Origin of the sequence: Leucobacter sp. gxy201 (assembly GCF_051043335.1) — a bacterium.
GTDB lineage: Bacteria > Actinomycetota > Actinomycetes > Actinomycetales > Microbacteriaceae > Leucobacter.
This window is the reverse complement of record NZ_JAMXWS010000006.1, coordinates 31,741-48,462: the sequence shown is the minus strand read 5'-3', so window position 1 is coordinate 48,462 and position 16,722 is coordinate 31,741. Positions and strand designations below refer to the sequence as shown.

Sequence of the window (16,722 nt, the reverse complement as noted above, 5' to 3'; positions counted from 1 at the left end):
CGCGCAAGTGGCGGAATTGGCAGACGCGCTGGATTTAGGTTCCAGTGTCTTCGGACGTGGGGGTTCAAGTCCCCCCTTGCGCACTCTACACAGACAAAGGGATCGCGAGCCTTGTGTCGCTCGACACGATTTCGGGCTGCACCTTATTTTGCACCTTATCCGTGCCACCATCCCTGCTATAGCTGAATAGCTCGCCACGGCGCACGGTCGGGGTTGAGGCCTGAAACGGATTAGGTCATGACCCCTGAACACACTTCTGTAATTAGTCCCGGTGTTGCCCGTGCGGTCGAACGCCTCACGCTCACCCATACCGTGTTACGAGGGTGCCGAGTACGAGTGTGAACCTCTTCTCGAGCAGCTACGTAACGCGCTCACGTCGTCGCTGGGGGCCGGCTCTGGTGGCGGTAATGGTGACGGCGGTCTCATCAACATGGGCGCGTTCAGCCTGTGGGAGCACATCGACGGTATCGTGCGCGGCTGGTACAACGAGTTCTACCTGTCCACGCGCGGCACGCTCCTGAACCTGCTGCAGCGCCTCCCCGGTGTTGTGCAGGCCGAGCACGCCAACGGCACCATCGACGACGACCTGCGCGAACGTCTCGACGCGATGTATGCGCTCTGGGTGCAGCAGATCGAGGACCTGTTCGACCCGCCCCACCAGAAGGAACTCACCGCCCCATGCCCGTCCTGCGGGGAACGCTGGCATGTCGAGGATGACACGCAGCGCGCCGCCGCCGTCGTCATCCCTGTGAAGCGCGGCCGTGCGGTCATCGCCGAGTGCCGATGCTGCGGGGCCATGTGGGCATCCGAAGCCGAACTAGTCGCCCTCGCGATCGGCATGGACGTGCAGGTTGACTTCGTCGCTCTGCGCAAGCTCGCGGCAGGTGCCAGCTAGCAAGCACCGACTGACGCACCACTCACCAGTTAGCGCACGCACAATGCGTATTTATGCGTGCATGATATATTTAATGTAGGCATTATCGCCGAAGATTAAGGAGCGCCGACCTTTGACAACTTCCACAAACCGAGCAAGCGGCGGAATCGCACGAGCATCCAAGATGACACCAGCCGAACGCAGCGAATCAGCACGCAAAGCCGCCGCAGCTCGATGGGAAGCACCGGCACCCCTCAACATCATTTCGGGATCGCCAGACACGCCACTAGTAATCGGAGGCGTCGAGGTCGAATGCTACGTGCTTGAAGGTGGCCAGCGAGTCATCTCCCAGGGCGGCATGATGACGGCACTGGGCCGCAGCCGCCGACTCAACACAAAACCGGGCGACGACACCTCACTACCGCCTATCCTCAGGATCTCGGCACTGCGGGAACACCTCAGCGACCGGCTGATTGAAGAGTCAGAGCCGATCACGTTCCTCACCGCTGGCGGCAAAAGGGCGAACGGGTATCGCGCAGAGGTCCTGCCGCAGCTATGTGAAGCATGGCTTGCCGCACGCTCAGCCGGCGACCTGGTGAAATCACAACTCCCGATCGCCCACGCGGCCGAACTCATCGTTCGCGGTCTCGCTCGTGTCGGCATCATCGCGCTCGTCGATGAAGCGACCGGCTACCAGGACACCCGGGCGAAGGATGCGCTCGCCAAGATCCTGGAAGCATACGTCACGGAAGAACTGCAGCCATGGGTCAAGACCTTCGACCTCGAATGGTACAAGCAGATGTTCCGCCTTCGAGGAATCCCCTTCGACCCCGAATCCGTGAAGCGCCCCCCTTACTTTGGACACCTCACCAACAACACCGTATACAAGAGGCTTGCCCCTGGCGTGTTCGAGCAGATCAAGATCGAACGCGAACGCGACGCAAAGAAGAAGCGCGCGAAGATGCACCAGCAGCTCACTGCTGAAATCGGGCACCCGAGACTGCGGGAACACATTGCGTCAATCACCACGATCATGAAGCTCAGCGATGACTGGAACGACTACATCGAGAAGCTCGACCGAATCCACCCCATCATCGACCCGAACATGCCGCCCGCACTGTTCGACACAGAGCCAGATAGTGGCACTGGGCTGTAGATTCGCATTTGACACGCCGTGGTATAATTACGCGCGAGAAATGCGTGATATGCTATAGGCACGCAGGTGAAATGTGTAAAGCCCTGGTCGGTTTCGGTCGGGGCTTTCGCATTCCCTGGGACAACTGCATAACACTTCAATAGCGGTGAAGCCCTCACCGCACCCAAACACTTCCCGTAGCGTGACGGGAGCCCTTCTGCCTTTCGGTGCGTAGGACAAGCGACTGTGCACGTTCGCATCACGTAGCTCTCGAAAGGTGAATCTCGTCGGTAATTGAATGCCGGGGCGCGGGGTTCGATTCCCCGGGGAGCACCACGCCAGCCGATACCAAGCACGATCACGGTCCAGATCGCCTTTGCTGGCACTATTCTTCAGGCATGATGGACCTATGCCGATCGTGGACACGAAAGTAAACAACTACCTGCCTAACGCTGGAACCGTACGCGAAATACGTGATTATCTAACTGCCCAGTACCCCGATTTCGTGGTGGTTCTACTTAGGTGCGAAGTACGGCGTGGAGACACCACATGGTCCTGGGACAACACGGACGAACTGATCCATGACCTCGAGCAGAATGACACATTCGGTATTGCGAGCTTCGTCCTCCAGGTGAAGAAAACTGAAGACTCTATGTCTGCTGCCATTCTCGATGTGAACGTTCATGGGACGGCAAGCGGCTACACGCTCTTGTCGATCACAGCCACCGACCGCTTTATCGCAAGCGAAACACTCCGTATCTGCATCGAGTCAATCGAGCGCGCATTCAAGATCCCTGAAGAAACAAAAGAGGTGAAGCGCGTGGAGCCCAAGATATTCGTTGGACACGGCCGCAGTCCTCTCTGGCGGGAGCTCAAAGACCACCTGCAGGATTCGCACGGGTTCCATGTCCGTGCGTTCGAGACTGGAAGCCGGGCCGGCCACACAATCCGCGACATTCTCGACAGCGAACTCGACAAATCGAACTTTGCGTTTATCGTCATGACCGGCGAGGACACGCAAGGCGACGGCGGGACGCGTGCACGACAAAATGTGGTCCACGAGGCTGGGCTGTTCCAAGGTCGACTCGGCTTTGACCGAGCGATTATTCTCATGGAAGAGGGCACCGAGAACTTCAGCAACGTGGACGGCCTCCAATACATCCCGTTCTCGAAAGGCAATATTCGCGAAGCATACGGTGATGCTGCGGCTGCCGTGAAAGCTGCGTTCAACCTTTAGCTGCCCGATCTGTTCGAAACCCTTAGCCTCTCGCCGGCTGAGGGTTTCGTCATTTCTAGACTTCCCCGGCCACTCACCGCCAACATCTCATGCAGCGAGGCGAGCACGGGGAACACCATTAGGAGGCGCACCATGTTTGCTCTACGGAACAGCGCCGGCGACTGGGCGCGCATGAACGACGGCACCAGGTTCGTCTATTCCAGCCGAGCTACCGCAAGACTCGCGGTGAAGCATCTCCGCAAAACCCACGACACCCTCGAAGTCGTACACGCATAAGGAGCACCTTGTGGGCTGGAAGCACCAATGCAGGCTCCCCGGCAACCTCGCGATACGTCTCCGACGTGCCCGCCCCGAAGCCGTCTACGAATGCAAGTGCGGACGCGCATACACGCTCGAGCAGCGAGTATTCGAACACGCCGGCATCACTTTCTGGCGGTGAGCGCCACCCGAGGAACACGAACCTGTACAGCCTGAACCCGAACCACAAGGCGCGTTCTCAACTACGGAGACGGTATGGCGAGACGATGCCCGCGACCACGGCGAACGCCGTATCCCCGACATACGCCTCGGATTCCAAAGGGAGTAGCGCCATGCATGAATGCGACTACTGCGGCACACTCTACCCATTCGTGAAAGGCACCCTACTCTGCTGCGACGACAACAGTTACGAACGCGGCAACGACTAGCATCACCAACTCATAACGTTCCCCAGTGCCCAACATTAAATGTCCGACGCTAATGCCAACATTGGACCATGAACAAGAAGTTGATCGCCATCGCATTCGCCGCGCTAATCGCCCTCACTGGCTGCTCCACAGCAACAGTCGAGAAACCTGCAGCCGAACCCGCGAAGGAAGCCTCGCCCGTAGAAACCAAAGAGCCGGCAGCGCCCAAGGAAGGCACTCGCGAGAACCCATACCCCATTGGTTCGGCGATTACAGACGGCGACTGGACCGCCACCATCAACAGCGTCAACCTTGACGGCACCCAGGCCGTAATGGACACCAACCCCTTCAACGAGACCCCGGCAGAGGGAACCCAGTACATTCTGGTCAACGTCACCCTCACCTACAACGGAGACAACCCCGACGGTTCAATGCCGATGATGATCGCGGAGTACGTCACCGTAGACGGCAACACTATCAACAGCTTCGACAAGATGGTCCTCCCCCCTGAGCAGTTCGACAACGTCTCCACGCTCTACACGGGCGCATCCACTACCGGCAACCTCGCATTCGAAGTACCCTCCGCCACCGCATCCGAAGGCGTACTCGCAGTCAAGGCCGACATGATGGGCGACAAGGTATTCGTCAAGGTCCAATAAGTGACCCAAGAAAGGCCCCGGCTCATCTGAGTTCGGGGCCTTTCGCATACCCAGGGGTGCCCAACCAATGCTCCGAGCGCCAAGAAAATGCCCCCACCCCGGCTGCGAGAATCGAATCCCCGGGGGAGGCCGACAACTCTACTGCAACCCCACACCCAGCACAGCTGGACCGGAAGGTCACACGCACACGGGACAGAGCACGCACGCTGGGCCAAGCAAGTCAAAACACGAGACCGGTCCTGCCAACTCCAATACCCCGGATGCACAGGCGGAGCAGACCACATCATCAACGTCCGCGCAGGCGGAGCCAGGTACGACCCCGCCAACGGCCAAGCAGCATGCACACACTGCCACAAGATCAAGACCCAGACCGAAGCACAAGCAGCCAGACGAACGTCCAAAACGCGCACGGACCCGAGATAAGAGATCCCTTTACCGAATCGCCCAAAAATTTTCATACCGGCACTCATCCCCCTCCCCTCCCCCTCTAATTCAGGCCGGGGAGGTGCTGTGGATTTAGGTTCCAGTGTCTTCGGACGTGGGGGTTCAAGTCCCCCCTTGCGCACTCGCGAGAGCGGGCCCCGGCTGGCGACAGCGTTTCTCGGGCGTAGGCGATTCGGGTCGAGCGTGCTAGAAATATCGCAGAGCCGAAGGAGCACTGCATGGGACTGTTCAAGAAGACCCCGAAGCCCGCGTCTGAAAATGACGCCGTAGATGCCGAGGTCGATCCGCGGTACGCTCCGCCGACGCAGATCGAGATGATGGAGCACGCTCGAATCCCGGTGTTCCTCTCCAAAATGCACGCAGAGCACCCGCCCCGCTGGGTGACGGTTCACGGCGACCGGCTCGAATCGGTCGTCGGCCTCGAATCGGACGAGTACATGGACGACGCCGACAATCACGAGGTCTGGTCGGTCGGCCACTTCGTCGGCGACTTCCCGTTCGTGAAGGACTTCTTGAACTCGGCCCGCCCGGGCCAGACCGCCGTCTTCTCGGATCAGTCGGGGCGCTTCGAACTCGAAGAGGACTGACCCTCTACTCCTCGATCGCGATGCCGAGGTGCGCGGCGAAGATCTCTGTCATCTCGGCCGCCTGGATGCGCGTGAGCACCGCACCGCGCAGCCCTTCGATGCCGTCGATGGATCCGAGCTCGATGCCGCGCAGGTCGAGATGCCGCGCCTGCGCGCCCGACAGGACGAGCTTGTGCACTGTGGTGTTCTCGAAGGCGACCCGCGCGATGGTACACATGCTGAGGTCGAGCTCGTCGATCCGGCAGTCGCGGAAGGTCACGTCGTGCAGTTCGGCCGCGCGGAAGCCCGCCCAGCCGAGCTTCGCCCCCTCGAAGAGCACCCGGTGCAGAGCGGAATCGGCACCGTCGACGGCCCCCGTGCGCGACGACAGCATCTCGACATCGCGCCAGGTGGATCGCCGCGCCGTCAGATGCGGCACGTCGATCCGCGAGATGCGGGTCTCGATGAGACGCGCGCCTTGCAGTTCGACGCGTTCCGCACCCCAATCGACGATCTCGCATTCGGTGAACGTCGTGCCGACGAGGCTCGCGCGGCCGATGCCCGAGCCCGTGAAGCGGAGCGCCTCGTAGCTGCCGCCCGCCTTCGGCTCGCCCGCGCCGGCTTCGGCGAGCCGATCGAGTCGATGCTCATCGAGATGCGGCTCCTGCACTCGGACTGCGGCACGGCGCACGGCCTACGCCTCCGGCAGTTCGACCTCGAACATGCGCGCCGCGGCCCGTGCGGAGGGCGTGCCCGCGTCGAGGTCGGCGCCCGCAGCGATCAGCACGCGCGTCACGTCATCGGCGCGCTTGAACACGGCGCCGGCCACCGGGGTCTGCCCGCGGTCGTTCGCGCGGTCGACATCGGCGCCGCGTTCGACGAGCGCCGACACGAGCTCCGCATGGCCGTGATAGGCGGCGAGCATGAGCATGGTGTTGCCCGCGGCATCGGTGAGATCGACGGGGGCGCCCTGGTCGACCGCTGCCGTCACGAACGCGGTCTCCCCCGCTCTCGCCGCATCGAATAGCCGATGGGCGAACTCGATCGCGTCGTCGGCCGCCTGGTCGGGTCCCGTGTTCTCCGTCATGTTCGGCTCCCTCGGTGTCTCGTACTCGTTGCGATCCTATCGCCGCGATGCTGCGACAGGAGTCCCGCACGCTCGTGCGACGGGACCCCTGCGCCCGTCACCACCCGGTCGACAGCACTCGGTCGAGCTGCGCGAGCACGAAGTCGGCGCTCTCGACCGTGAGGCAGAGCGGCGGCTTCACCTTGAGCACGTTCGAGCGCTCGGAGGTCGTGAGCACGATCACGCCGAGCTCTCGGAGGCGCTCGCAGATCGCACTCGCCTCGGCCGTCGCGGGTTCGAACGTCGTGCGATCCCTGACGAGCTCCACGCCGAGGTAGAGTCCCTCGCCGTGCACGTGCCCGATGACGTCGTGCTTCTCGGCGAGCGCACGGAAGCCATCGGCGAGATGGCCGCCGACCAGCGCCGCATTCTGCTGCAGCTGCTCGTCGCGCATGGCGTCGAGCACGGCGATGCCGACACGGCAGCTCACCGCGTTGCCGCCGGCCGTCGAGAAGAACTGGCCCTGCTGCGAGAGCGCGTCGGCGACGCGCTTCGAGGTGATGACGCCGCCGATCGGGAACCCGTTGCCCATCGGCTTCGCGATCGTGATGATGTCGGGCACGGCGCCCGACTGCTCGAAGCCCCAGAAGCTCGTACCCATGCGGCCGAAGCCGACCTGCACCTCGTCGGCGATGCAGAGCCCGCCCGCTCCGTGCACCCGGTCGTAGGCATCGGGGAGGTATCCCTCGGGCAGCAGCACGCCGCCGGCGTTGCCGAGCACTGATTCGCAGATGAAGCCGGCGGCGTCTCGCCCGGCAGCTGCGAGCGCTGCGAGATCGGCCCCGAGATCGGCCGAGTAGCGTGCACCGACCGCGAGGTCGTCGGCGGCGCCCCGGTAGGTGCCGCGGAAGCGGTTCGGCACGTCGGCGATATGGATCCAGTCGGGCCGGCTCTCGAGCGCGTACGGGTTGTCGTACGCGCTCGTCGTGACCGCATCGCTCGCCATCGTCCAGCCGTGATAGGCCTCGCGCAGCGCGATGACGGTCTTGCGCCCCGTCGCGGCCTGGGCGAGCCTGATCGCGAGATCGACGGCCTCGGAACCGGAGTTCACGAGCAGCACGGTGTCGAGACCGTCGCGGCCGTCGCGGCCCTCCCGCACCGCCGGCGGCAGCGTCGCGAGCAGACGCTCGCTGTACTCGGCGAGTTCGCGGTAGAGGAAGCGCGAGTTGGTGTTCAGGATGCGGATCTGCCGATCGACCGCGTCGGCGACGGCCGGGTGCGCATGGCCGATGCCCGACACGTTGTTGACGATGTCGACGTACGAGCGGCCGGTCGTATCGACCAGGTGGTGGCGCCAGCCGCGCTCGATCTGCATCGGCTCTGCGTAGTACCGCTCCTGCGCGCTCGCGAAGATCCGGGTGCGCCGGGCGAGCTCGTCGTCGGATTCGTCGCGCTGCGCGAGCGCGGGCAGACCGAGAAGCGGAGCCGGGTCGGGCGCGAAGCGCCGCCAGGTCGGCGCGAGCTCGGGCACGACGAGCTGCGGCGACGCGAAATGCGCTTCGGTGAGCGGCATCGCATCAGGGCGCCGCACGCCGATGGTGATGATACGCACGCCGGTGGTCGCCGCGACCGTGCCGAGCGGCGCCGCGGCCGGCACCGCGGCGCCCCGTTCGACGCTCGGCGAGATGCCGCTGATGCCGAGCAGCCAACCGCCCGCGAGTTCGAGCAGCAGGGCGTTCGGCCCCGCCTCCGCCACCGTCGCATCGACGGGGGCGGCGACCCGCTGCTCGTCGCCGGGGGCGAGGTGCAGCACCGTGTTCGCCGGCCAGGTGGCGGCCGCGTCGGCGGCGTCGGTCGCGGTGCGGGTGAGCCGGTAGACGCCGTACGGCAGCACGGCCGCCGCCGCGCCGTCGGCGAACGCCGCGTCGACGAGCACCTGTTCGGCATCGCCCTCGAGCCACTTGCCCGAATCGAGCGCTGCCGACTCGACGCCGGCATCGATGATCGCGACCTCGCCGCTCAGGCCGGGCAGCAGTGACGCGAGCGGCTGCCCGGGCCGAGCATCGCCGGTCGGGCCGGCCGGCACCGCGACGAGGCGCAGCCCGTCGCCGCTCGGGACCCCGGTGAAGCCGAGTCGGGCGAGCACCGACTCGGTGGCCTCTGCGAGCGGGTGCCGCGTCGCCGCGTCGAAGATCGCCTGCTCGCCCGCGATGCGATCGCGCGCGTAGGCGTTGCCGCCGTCGATCTCGATCTGCCGCCAGCCGCTCGCGACGAGCAGCGACGCGCGCAGCACGACGAGGGGCCAGACCGCGCGCGCCTCTGCCGCGCTGAGCGGAGCGCGCGCATGGAAGGCTCCGATCGCGTCGAGCACGCGCAGCGGGCGCTCGGGCTCGTGATGCAGCAGCGACGACGCGGTCACGGCGAGCTCGGCGACCCGCCAGCCGTAGGCGAGGTCGCCGAGGTCGAGCACGGTGCGCGGGTGCAGCCGCGAATCGGCCCCGCGCTCCCCCATCACGTTGTCGTCGGTGAGATCGCCGTGGATCGCCTGCACGGGCAGCGCTGCGGTGACGGGCGCGAGGGCCGTGAACGCCAAGTTCGCCGCGTCGATGACCCGCTCGCGCAGCTCGTCGTCGAGAATCGCGGGTGCGAGTCGCAGCGTCATCTCGTGGGCGCGTCGCATATCCCAGACACTGCCGGGGCCGTCGCAGCCCCGGTCGAGACCCTCGTGCGCGAGCGGGGCGAGCGCCAGCACCGACTCGGCCGCCAGCGCTCCGAACTCGCGCAGCACCGTCGGGGCGAAGTAGCCGGCATCGACCATGGGCTCGCCGGTCGCGAACTCGCTGCGCCGCACGGCGAGGCCGCGCCAGCGCTGGGTGAGCGCCCCGTCGAGCCCGGGCAGCACAGCGGCGACCGCGACCCCCGCCGCGCGGTAGGCGTCGAGCGCCGCGTGCTGGGCGACGCGCGCCGCGTCGCCGAATACCGGGTTGTCGATGCGCAGCACGCTGCGCGTCCCGTCGCCCTCGGTCAGCGCGAAATTGCGATCCTGATTGCTGCCGAGCTCGACCGCCTCGGCCGTGATGCCGTACAGGGTCCGCGCGATCTCCGCCGCGTCTCCCGTCGTCGCTTCCGGGCGCACCAGACCGCCCTGCTGTTCTGTCATCGTGAATACTCCGTCACCGGTGTCGAAGGGAATGCAGTGTGTTGGGTGCCGCGAACCGCGCGTGCGGGGGCACTCTGGCCCGGGCAATGGTGCCGCACAAGCCGGTGATCGTGGAGCGAATCGGGAACGCTCATACCCGTGGAGTCTACAGTCGTGACGCTATCTCCGGGGCGAGGGCGGTGAAGGCCCGCGTGCGGTGCGAGAGCGCATCCTTCTCGGCGGCGCTCAGCTCTGCCGACGAGCGGGTCTCGCCCTCGGGCTGGAAGATCGGGTCGTAGCCGAAGCCGCCGGCGCCCGATGCCTCGCGCAGCACGCGTCCATTCCAGACGCCCCGCAGCACGACCTCGTCGGGGTCGGCTCCCGCGCTACCGGGCACGACGAGCGCTGCGGCGCACACGAAGCTCGCGGCGCGGTGCTCATCGGCGACGTCGGTGAGCTGCCACAGCAGCAGGTCGAGATTGGCCTGGTCGTTGCGCGCCGGTCCGCCCCACCGCGCCGAGAAGATGCCCGGGCTGCCGCCGAGGATGTCGACGGCGATGCCCGAGTCGTCGGCGATGGCGGGCAGCCCCGTATGGGCTGCTGCCGCGCGGGCCTTGATGAGCGCGTTCTCCTCGAAGCTCACGCCGTCTTCGACCGGCTCGGGGCCGTCGTAGCCGACGAGCTCGATGCCGGGCACGAGCGGACCGAGGATGCGCTGCAGCTCGGTGAGCTTGTGGGCGTTGTGCGAAGCGAGTACGAGGCGGGTCATGCGCCGGCCCCGGCGCCCTGCGAGGCGAGCGCCTGCTGCTGGATGTCGCGCAGTTCGCCCGCGGATGCGAGCGCCAGGTCGAGCAGTGCGTCGAGCTCGTCGCGGCGGAACGGTGCGCCCTCAGCGGTGCCCTGCACCTCGACGAAGTCGCCCGAACCGGTCACGACGACGTTCATGTCGGTCTCGGCGCGCGAATCCTCGGTGTAGGCGAGGTCGGTCATCGGAACGCCGCCGACGATCCCGACCGAGACGGCCGCGACGCTGTCCTTCAACGGCTGCGCCTTGCGCGCGATATGGCCCGCGGCCCGCGCCCACTCGATCGCATCGGCCATCGCGACATACGCCCCCGTGATCGAGGTCGTGCGAGTGCCGCCATCGGCCTGCAGCACATCGCAGTCGATGACGAGCGTGTTCTCGCCGAGCGCCTTCATGTCGATGACTGCGCGGAGGCTGCGGCCGATCAGGCGCGAGATCTCGTGGGTGCGGCCGCCGATCTTGCCCTTGACCGATTCGCGCTGCATGCGCTCGTTGGTCGAGCGGGGCAGCATCGAGTACTCGGCGGTCACCCAGCCGGTGCCCTTGCCGGCGAGCCAGCGCGGCACGCCGGGGGTGAACGAGGCGGTGCAGAGCACGCGCGTGTTGCCGAACGAGATCAGGGCGCTGCCCTCGGCCTGCGTGCTCCAGCCGCGTTCGATCGTCACGGGGCGCAGCTGTTCGGCGGTCCGGCCGTCGACGCGGGTCGTGTTGCTCATCGGTGTCTCCAGGTTCGTTGCGGTGTGGGCGGTGCAGCGCACCGGCGGGTCGGTTACGGCAGTCGGATGGTGCCGGTCGCGAGATGATCGACGACAGGGATCGGCATGCCCAGCATGGTGCGGGCGAGTTCGACGAACGATTCGGTGTCGTCGCCCGTGGCCTCGTAGCGAACGACCGGCGCCCCCGCGCTCTCGGGGCGCAGCAGGCCCTGGACGGTGAGCACGCGGTAGACCTCGTTGGCGGTCTCGATATCGCTCGAGACGAGCGCGACGTCGGGACCGACGACCTGGCTGAGCGCGCCGCGCAGGAACGGGTAGTGGGTGCAGCCGAGCACGAGCGTGTCGATGCCGTGCCGCACCAGCGGGGCCAGGTACTCCTCGGCCGCCGCGATCACCTCCGGGCCGCTCGTGCGCCCGGCTTCGACCAGCTCGACGAAGCGGGGGCATGCGGCCGAGCTCAGGGCGATGTCGGGGCGCATCGCGAACAGGTCGTCGTACGCGCGCGACTGGATCGTACCCTTCGTACCGATGAGGCCGACGCGCTTGTTGCGCGTGATCGCCGCCGCACTGCGCACGGTCGGGCCGATCACCTCGACCACGGGGACGTCGTAGCGCTCGCGGGCGTCGCGCAGCACCGCCGCGGATGCGGTGTTGCAGGCGATCACGAGCATCTTCACGCCCTGGTCGACGAGGCCGTCGAGCACCTCGAGCGCGAAGCGCCGCACCTCGGCGATCGGCCTCGGGCCGTACGGGGTGCGCGCCGTGTCGCCGACGTAGATCATCGACTCGCCGGGCAGCTGATCCCTGATCGCGCGCGCGACGGTCAGGCCGCCGACGCCCGAGTCGAAGACGCCGATCGGCGCTTCCGGGTCGAGATTCATCACCCGAACAGCCTATCGCGCCGCCCTGCCGGCTACTTGATCCACGTGCGGCGATGCAGATCGGTGAGGCCGAGATCGGCGATGCCGGCGTAATGGGCCTTCGCGCCGTAGCCCTTGTTCGAGGCCCAGGCGTAGCCCGGATGCTCGGCGTCGGCTTCGCGCATGACGCGATCCCTGGCGACCTTCGCCCGCACCGATGCCGCCGCGACGCTGGCGCAGGATCGGTCGGCCCCGACGCGGGTGCGCACGTCGAGCGGCGACCTGAGCACGGGCGTCAGCCAGTCGTGCGAGCCGTCGAGGATGATGGCCGCCCGATCGACCGGGATGCCGAGGCCGTGCAGTTCGAGCAGCGCCCGGCGCGCGGCTTCGCCGAGCATCGCGGTGATGCCCGACGCGTCGATCTCGGCGGCGCTCGAGAAGCCGACGACTCCGAGGCCCCAATCGGCGACGACCGGGGCGAGCGTCTCGCGCTTCTTCTCGCTCAGGAGCTTCGAATCGCGCAGCCCCGTCGGGAACTCGCGAACGCCTGCGGCAATCGCATGCGCGCCGACCGCGACCGGGCCCGCCACCGCACCGCGGCCGACCTCGTCGAGACCGATGACGAACGGATAGCCGGCGTCGAACAGCTGCGCCTCGAACTCGAGCGTCGGATCCTTCGACTCGCCCATCGGGATCATTCGCCGGCGGGAGCCGGCTGCGGGTTCATCGACTCCGCGGCGGCCCGCGCCTCGTCGACGCCCGTGAACGTCGCGTCGGGCCGGGTGAACCAGGTGAAGCGCGAGAACGGCCAGTTCAGCACGAAGGCGCGGCCGACGATCTCGTCCTCGGGCACGAAGCCCTTGCCCGGCTGATCCTGGTTGTAACGGGAATCCTTGCTCTGGTAGCGGTTGTCGCCCATCACCCAGACGGAGCCCTCGGGCACCTCGACGCTGAAGTCGATCGCCGAGGCGCGCGTCTCGCCCTCGGGGATGACGATGTAGGGCTCATCGAGCGGCACGCCGTTGACCATGACACGGCCGTCGGCATCGCAGCATTCGACGCGGTCGCCGCCGACGCCGATGACGCGCTTGACGACGTACTCCGCGCTCGTATCGGCCGCGAGCCCGACGGCCTGCAGCAGCTTCTCGAGGCCCTGCGGCGGCAGTGCGCTGCTCGGATGCAGCCAGCCGCCCGGATCCTTGAACACGATGATGTCGCCGCGCTGCACGTCGCTCACCTCGGGCACGAGCTGGTTGACGAGGATGCGATCGTTCACCTGCAGCGTCTGCTCCATCGACACCGATGGGATGTAGAAGCTGCGTACGAGGAACGTCTTCAGCATGAACGAGACGAGGAACGCCACGACGAGGATGACGATGAGATCGCGCAGGAACGACAGCACCCCGTTCCGACTCCGCGAACCGGACTCGCCCATACTCTTGCTCCTGTCCCGGAGGGCCCGCTCGGGCGCATCCACTGATCGGCATCCGTCTGCCGTCCGGCCGCCTGCGAGGGCGACCGGACGGCATCTGCCGGCGTCGCACTCGATCGGCGCCGGTTGCAGCCCGTACAGACGCTTCAGGCTCCCATCATTATTCGAGGGGAGCCTGAGAACGTCGCATGCGGTACTGCGGGGAACGCGATTAGAACTCGCGCTTCTCCTTGACCTTGGCCTTCTTGCCGGTGAGGCCGCGCAGGTAGTAGAGCTTCGCACGGCGCACATCGCCGCGGGTCACGACCTCGATCTTGTCGATCGCGGGCGAGTGGACCGGGAACTTGCGCTCGACGCCCACCTGGAAGCTGATCTTGCGAACGGTGAAGGTCTCGCGAACGCCCTCGCCGTGACGGGAGATGACGATGCCCTGGAACACCTGGACACGCGAGCGGTTGCCCTCGACGATGTTCACGTGCACCTTGACGGTGTCGCCGGCGCGGAACTCGGGGATGTCGCTCTTGAGCGACGCGGCATCGACGTGGTCGAGCTTCTGCATTTCAGTCTCTCTCTGCGCCCGCCGCAAGTCGGAACGCGGAATATCGTATTCAAAGTATGGGTGTGCGTTCACGGACCGTGCGAAACCCTCGCGGCAGCGTCGCGCCGTGGCACAAGGATCTATTATGCCACACTCCGCGCGCGGTGATCACGTCCGGCAGCACGCGCCCGCACTGCGCAGGGCGCTACACCGAGACCGAGACGGCCTCGGCGGCTGCATGAACGGCCAGAAATGGCCGTTCACCTGACGCACAGCGTCAGGACTGGCAGCACGCGCCCGCACTGCGCAGGGCGCTACACCGAGACCGAGACGGCCTCGGCGGCTGCATGAACGGCCAGAAATGGCCGTTCACCTGACGCACGGCGTCAGGACTGGCAGCCGGGGCACCAGTAGAGCTTCCGATTGCCCATCTCCTCGAGCACGATGTTCGTGCCGCAGCGCTTGCAAGGGGTGCCCTCGAGCTTGTACACCCAGTGCCGTTCGTCGCGCTCCTCGAGCGCGCGACGGTACGCATCGCCCTCGAGACCGTCGATCGTCATCATCTGGCCGACCGTGATGCCGATCTCGAGGAGGTGCGCCCAGTCGTCCCAGAGCGCTTCGAGCACCGTGCGGTCGAGCGTGTTGGCGGGGGCATGCGGGTCGAGCCCCGCACGGAAGAGCATCTCGGCCCGATAGATGTTGCCGATGCCCGCGACGATCGACTGGTCCATGAGCACGAGGCCGATCGGCGTGCGCTTCTTCGCGGCGCGCTCGATGAAACGCTGCTTCTCGGCGGCGGTGTTCGCGTTCGCCGGGTCGGGCCCGAGCCGCATCATCACGGCGTCGACCTCCGCCGGCGAGAGCACCTCGCAGGCGGTCGGGCCGCGCAGGTCGGCGCACACGCTCTCGTTCAGCAGCCTCACCCGCACCTGGCCGACGGGTTCGGGTGGGAAAGCGCCCGAGATCTCGCTCTCCTTCTCGTTCTCCGCCATCCGCACCCTCGTGCGGCGCGGGGCGCCGATCGATGTCACCGAGTCCTCGGCGTCGCGATCGATCAGGCGGGCTCCGCCGACGCGGGTGTACTCCCCCGTCTGCCCGTACCGCCCGTACTTCAGGTGCGTATCACCCATGCCGTGGATCATGATCGACGGGTCGACCCTGACGTCGCCCGCGAAATCCCAGGCCCCGTAGATGCCGAGATGCACGCGCAGCCAGCGGTCGCCCTCGAACTCGAGGAACATCTGCTTGCCGACGGCGCGCGCGTCGAGCATGCGCCGCCCGTCGAGCAGCGCGGCCCCCTGGGCGAAGCGCCCCTGCGGGCTCGACACGGCGGGCGAGGTGCCGACGAAGTTCGCACCGAACTGCCGCGCGATGCGGTGGACGCTGTGCCCTTCAGGCATTACAGGGAGTCCACCTGCTTGCCGACGATCGCGCCGGTGCGCTCGTACTCGCCGAGCTGGCCGATGCGGCGCACGTGGCGCTCGTCGCCCGGGAATGGCGTCGCGATGAAGAGGTCGATGAAGCGCATCGCTTCCTCGACCGTGTGCTGGCGCGCGCCGATCGAGACGACGTTCGCGTCGTTGTGCTCGCGTGCGAGCTCTGCGGTGGAGTCGTTCCACACGAGCGCGGCGCGCACGCCCGCGACCTTGTTGGCCGCCATCTGCTCGCCGTTGCCTGACCCGCCGAACACGACGCCCAGCGCTTCGACGCCGGCCGCCTCATCGCGGGCCACGCCGAGCGCCGCATTGATGCAGAACGACGGGTAGTCGTCGAGCGCATCGTATTCGGCCGGGCCGTGGTCGATCACCTCGTGCCCCTGGTCGCGCAGATGCTGCTGCAGCTGCTGGCTGAACTCGAGGCCGGCGTGGTCGGTGGCAACGTGAATGCGCATGGGCTCGATCCTAGCGAGAAGCGAAGGGCGCCGAGAACTGCGGGCCGACGGTGCGACCGCGCTTGAGTTCGTAGAAGCCGGGCACGCTCGCCGCGGCGCGGATGCCGTCCCACAGCTGCAGCGCCAGATCGCCGGTGGGTGCCGGGGTCACGACCGGGCCGAAGAACGCGACGCCGTCGATCGAGATGATCGGCACACCGACGTCGGGGCCGGCGATCTCGAGGGCGTGGGCGGTATTCGCGCGCAGCTGCGCGTCGTACTGCTCGTCGTCCGCGGCGGCCGCGAGTGAGGCGTCGAGGCCGGTCGCGGCGAGCGCCTCGGCGATGATCGCATCGAAGTCGTCGCGCCCGCCGGGGTGGCGGCGCGTGCCGATCTCGGTGTAGAGCGCGGCGACGGCCTCGGGGCCGACCGAGGTGCGCGCGGCCTCGATGACGCGGCCGCAGCGGTGCCCTTGAAGGTGCAGTTCGGCATGGCGGTCGTCGCGGCCCTCGTTGATGACCGTCAGGCTGATCGGGTGCCAGGCGATGGTGAAGCCGCGGGCCTCGGCGACTTCGCTCGCCCAGCGGCTCGTCATCCAGCACCAGGGGCAGCTCGGATCGAACCAGAACTCGACTTCGGGCTGCTCTGACCGTGCAATTGTTTCGCTCATGGCTTCAGCGTAGCCATAGCTCACGGGAATAGGGTGGAGGGATCGG

At 66.7% G+C, this 16,722-nt stretch carries 18 protein-coding genes and 1 tRNA gene; 7 read left to right on the top strand and 12 right to left on the bottom strand.

The genetic code is table 11. The annotated features are described in order from the left end of the window. The first annotated feature begins 1 nt into the window (after window position 1). The 7 genes from NHL51_RS10875 (at window position 2) to NHL51_RS10845 (ending at window position 5,601) form a co-directional block, all read left to right on the top strand. Window positions 2–83 (top strand) — tRNA-Leu (locus NHL51_RS10875). A gap of 347 nt (window positions 84–430) precedes the next feature. Further along, entirely contained in the window at window positions 431–895 is a 465-nt protein-coding gene (locus tag NHL51_RS10870) for a hypothetical protein (protein WP_434143707.1), read from the top strand. A gap of 163 nt (window positions 896–1,058) precedes the next feature. Continuing rightward, on the top strand, window positions 1,059–2,030 hold the full coding sequence (locus NHL51_RS10865) for a P63C domain-containing protein (protein ID WP_434143705.1): 972 nt from the start codon (window positions 1,059–1,061) through the stop codon (window positions 2,028–2,030). Window positions 2,031–2,418: 388 nt separating this feature from the next. After that, window positions 2,419–3,246, top strand: a complete 828-nt coding sequence (locus NHL51_RS10860) for a TIR domain-containing protein (RefSeq protein ID WP_434143703.1) — start codon at window positions 2,419–2,421, stop codon at window positions 3,244–3,246. A 754-nt stretch (window positions 3,247–4,000) separates the two neighbouring features. Beyond that, the gene (locus NHL51_RS10855; RefSeq protein WP_434143701.1) at window positions 4,001–4,570 is read left to right on the top strand and encodes a DUF4352 domain-containing protein; all 570 of its coding nucleotides are present in this window, start codon (window positions 4,001–4,003) and stop codon (window positions 4,568–4,570) included. Window positions 4,571–4,657: 87 nt separating this feature from the next. Further along, window positions 4,658–4,993, top strand: coding sequence for an HNH endonuclease (locus NHL51_RS10850; RefSeq protein WP_434143699.1), 336 nt, complete (start codon window positions 4,658–4,660; stop codon window positions 4,991–4,993). 239 nt (window positions 4,994–5,232) lie between these two features. Beyond that, window positions 5,233–5,601, top strand: coding sequence for a hypothetical protein (locus NHL51_RS10845; protein WP_434143698.1), 369 nt, complete (start codon window positions 5,233–5,235; stop codon window positions 5,599–5,601). A 4-nt stretch (window positions 5,602–5,605) separates the two neighbouring features. Here the strand turns inward: NHL51_RS10845 and NHL51_RS10840 are convergent, their stop codons facing one another. The 12 genes from NHL51_RS10840 to NHL51_RS10785 all read right to left on the bottom strand — a co-directional run bounded on the left by NHL51_RS10840 (window position 5,606) and on the right by NHL51_RS10785 (window position 16,676). Further along, entirely contained in the window at window positions 5,606–6,271 is a 666-nt protein-coding gene (locus NHL51_RS10840) for a pentapeptide repeat-containing protein (RefSeq protein ID WP_434143697.1), read from the bottom strand. A 3-nt stretch (window positions 6,272–6,274) separates the two neighbouring features. Further along, window positions 6,275–6,667 carry an ankyrin repeat domain-containing protein gene (locus NHL51_RS10835; protein WP_434143696.1) on the bottom strand — a complete coding sequence of 131 codons (393 nt, stop codon included), beginning with the start codon at window positions 6,665–6,667 and terminating at the stop codon, window positions 6,275–6,277. Between the two features lie 97 nt (window positions 6,668–6,764). Then, the gene (locus tag NHL51_RS10830; protein ID WP_434143694.1) at window positions 6,765–9,806 is read right to left on the bottom strand and encodes an aminotransferase; all 3,042 of its coding nucleotides are present in this window, start codon (window positions 9,804–9,806) and stop codon (window positions 6,765–6,767) included. Window positions 9,807–9,951: 145 nt separating this feature from the next. Next, complete coding sequence (gene rdgB / locus NHL51_RS10825) at window positions 9,952–10,554, bottom strand: RdgB/HAM1 family non-canonical purine NTP pyrophosphatase (RefSeq protein ID WP_434143693.1); 603 nt, start codon at window positions 10,552–10,554, stop codon at window positions 9,952–9,954. Continuing rightward, window positions 10,551–11,306 (bottom strand): ribonuclease PH, encoded by a 756-nt coding sequence (gene rph, locus NHL51_RS10820; protein WP_434143691.1) that lies wholly within the window; start codon window positions 11,304–11,306, stop codon window positions 10,551–10,553. The genes rdgB and rph overlap by 4 nt, the downstream gene beginning before the upstream one ends. 53 nt (window positions 11,307–11,359) lie before the next feature. Further along, complete coding sequence (gene murI / locus NHL51_RS10815) at window positions 11,360–12,187, bottom strand: glutamate racemase (RefSeq protein ID WP_434143940.1); 828 nt, start codon at window positions 12,185–12,187, stop codon at window positions 11,360–11,362. Between the two features lie 32 nt (window positions 12,188–12,219). Next, complete coding sequence (locus NHL51_RS10810) at window positions 12,220–12,855, bottom strand: ribonuclease HII (RefSeq protein ID WP_434143689.1); 636 nt, start codon at window positions 12,853–12,855, stop codon at window positions 12,220–12,222. Window positions 12,856–12,860: 5 nt separating this feature from the next. Further along, on the bottom strand, window positions 12,861–13,601 hold the full coding sequence (gene lepB / locus NHL51_RS10805) for a signal peptidase I (RefSeq protein ID WP_434143688.1): 741 nt from the start codon (window positions 13,599–13,601) through the stop codon (window positions 12,861–12,863). Window positions 13,602–13,809: 208 nt separating this feature from the next. Further along, the gene (gene rplS / locus NHL51_RS10800; RefSeq protein WP_434143686.1) at window positions 13,810–14,157 is read right to left on the bottom strand and encodes a 50S ribosomal protein L19; all 348 of its coding nucleotides are present in this window, start codon (window positions 14,155–14,157) and stop codon (window positions 13,810–13,812) included. A gap of 365 nt (window positions 14,158–14,522) precedes the next feature. Then, a complete protein-coding gene (locus tag NHL51_RS10795) occupies window positions 14,523–15,536 on the bottom strand; it encodes an Fpg/Nei family DNA glycosylase (protein ID WP_434143684.1) in 1,014 nt (337 codons plus the stop codon). Continuing rightward, window positions 15,536–16,027, bottom strand: coding sequence for a ribose-5-phosphate isomerase (locus NHL51_RS10790; RefSeq protein WP_434143682.1), 492 nt, complete (start codon window positions 16,025–16,027; stop codon window positions 15,536–15,538). Before NHL51_RS10790 ends, NHL51_RS10795 begins: the two co-directional genes overlap by 1 nt. A gap of 10 nt (window positions 16,028–16,037) precedes the next feature. After that, window positions 16,038–16,676, bottom strand: a complete 639-nt coding sequence (locus NHL51_RS10785; protein WP_434143680.1) for a mycothiol-dependent nitroreductase Rv2466c family protein — start codon at window positions 16,674–16,676, stop codon at window positions 16,038–16,040. Window positions 16,677–16,722 lie beyond the last annotated feature (46 nt).

Excerpts from the sequence above, each read along its gene's own strand:
- NHL51_RS10790 (WP_434143682.1), bottom strand. The coding sequence starts at position 16,027 with ATGCGCATTCACGTTGCCACCGACCACGCCGGCCTCGAGTTCAGCCAG.
- NHL51_RS10845 (WP_434143698.1), top strand. The coding sequence starts at position 5,233 with ATGGGACTGTTCAAGAAGACCCCGAAGCCCGCGTCTGAAAATGACGCC.
- NHL51_RS10865 (WP_434143705.1), top strand. The coding sequence starts at position 1,059 with ATGACACCAGCCGAACGCAGCGAATCAGCACGCAAAGCCGCCGCAGCT.
- NHL51_RS10835 (WP_434143696.1), bottom strand. The coding sequence starts at position 6,667 with ATGACGGAGAACACGGGACCCGACCAGGCGGCCGACGACGCGATCGAG.
- rplS (WP_434143686.1), bottom strand. The coding sequence starts at position 14,157 with ATGCAGAAGCTCGACCACGTCGATGCCGCGTCGCTCAAGAGCGACATC.
- rph (WP_434143691.1), bottom strand. The coding sequence starts at position 11,306 with ATGAGCAACACGACCCGCGTCGACGGCCGGACCGCCGAACAGCTGCGC.
- NHL51_RS10850 (WP_434143699.1), top strand. The coding sequence starts at position 4,658 with ATGCCCCCACCCCGGCTGCGAGAATCGAATCCCCGGGGGAGGCCGACA.
- NHL51_RS10795 (WP_434143684.1), bottom strand. The coding sequence starts at position 15,536 with ATGCCTGAAGGGCACAGCGTCCACCGCATCGCGCGGCAGTTCGGTGCG.
- NHL51_RS10860 (WP_434143703.1), top strand. The coding sequence starts at position 2,419 with ATGCCGATCGTGGACACGAAAGTAAACAACTACCTGCCTAACGCTGGA.
- rdgB (WP_434143693.1), bottom strand. The coding sequence starts at position 10,554 with ATGACCCGCCTCGTACTCGCTTCGCACAACGCCCACAAGCTCACCGAG.
- NHL51_RS10830 (WP_434143694.1), bottom strand. The coding sequence starts at position 9,806 with ATGACAGAACAGCAGGGCGGTCTGGTGCGCCCGGAAGCGACGACGGGA.
- murI (WP_434143940.1), bottom strand. The coding sequence starts at position 12,187 with ATGAATCTCGACCCGGAAGCGCCGATCGGCGTCTTCGACTCGGGCGTC.
- lepB (WP_434143688.1), bottom strand. The coding sequence starts at position 13,601 with ATGGGCGAGTCCGGTTCGCGGAGTCGGAACGGGGTGCTGTCGTTCCTG.
- NHL51_RS10855 (WP_434143701.1), top strand. The coding sequence starts at position 4,001 with ATGAACAAGAAGTTGATCGCCATCGCATTCGCCGCGCTAATCGCCCTC.
- NHL51_RS10785 (WP_434143680.1), bottom strand. The coding sequence starts at position 16,676 with ATGAGCGAAACAATTGCACGGTCAGAGCAGCCCGAAGTCGAGTTCTGG.
- NHL51_RS10870 (WP_434143707.1), top strand. The coding sequence starts at position 431 with ATGGGCGCGTTCAGCCTGTGGGAGCACATCGACGGTATCGTGCGCGGC.
- NHL51_RS10810 (WP_434143689.1), bottom strand. The coding sequence starts at position 12,855 with ATGGGCGAGTCGAAGGATCCGACGCTCGAGTTCGAGGCGCAGCTGTTC.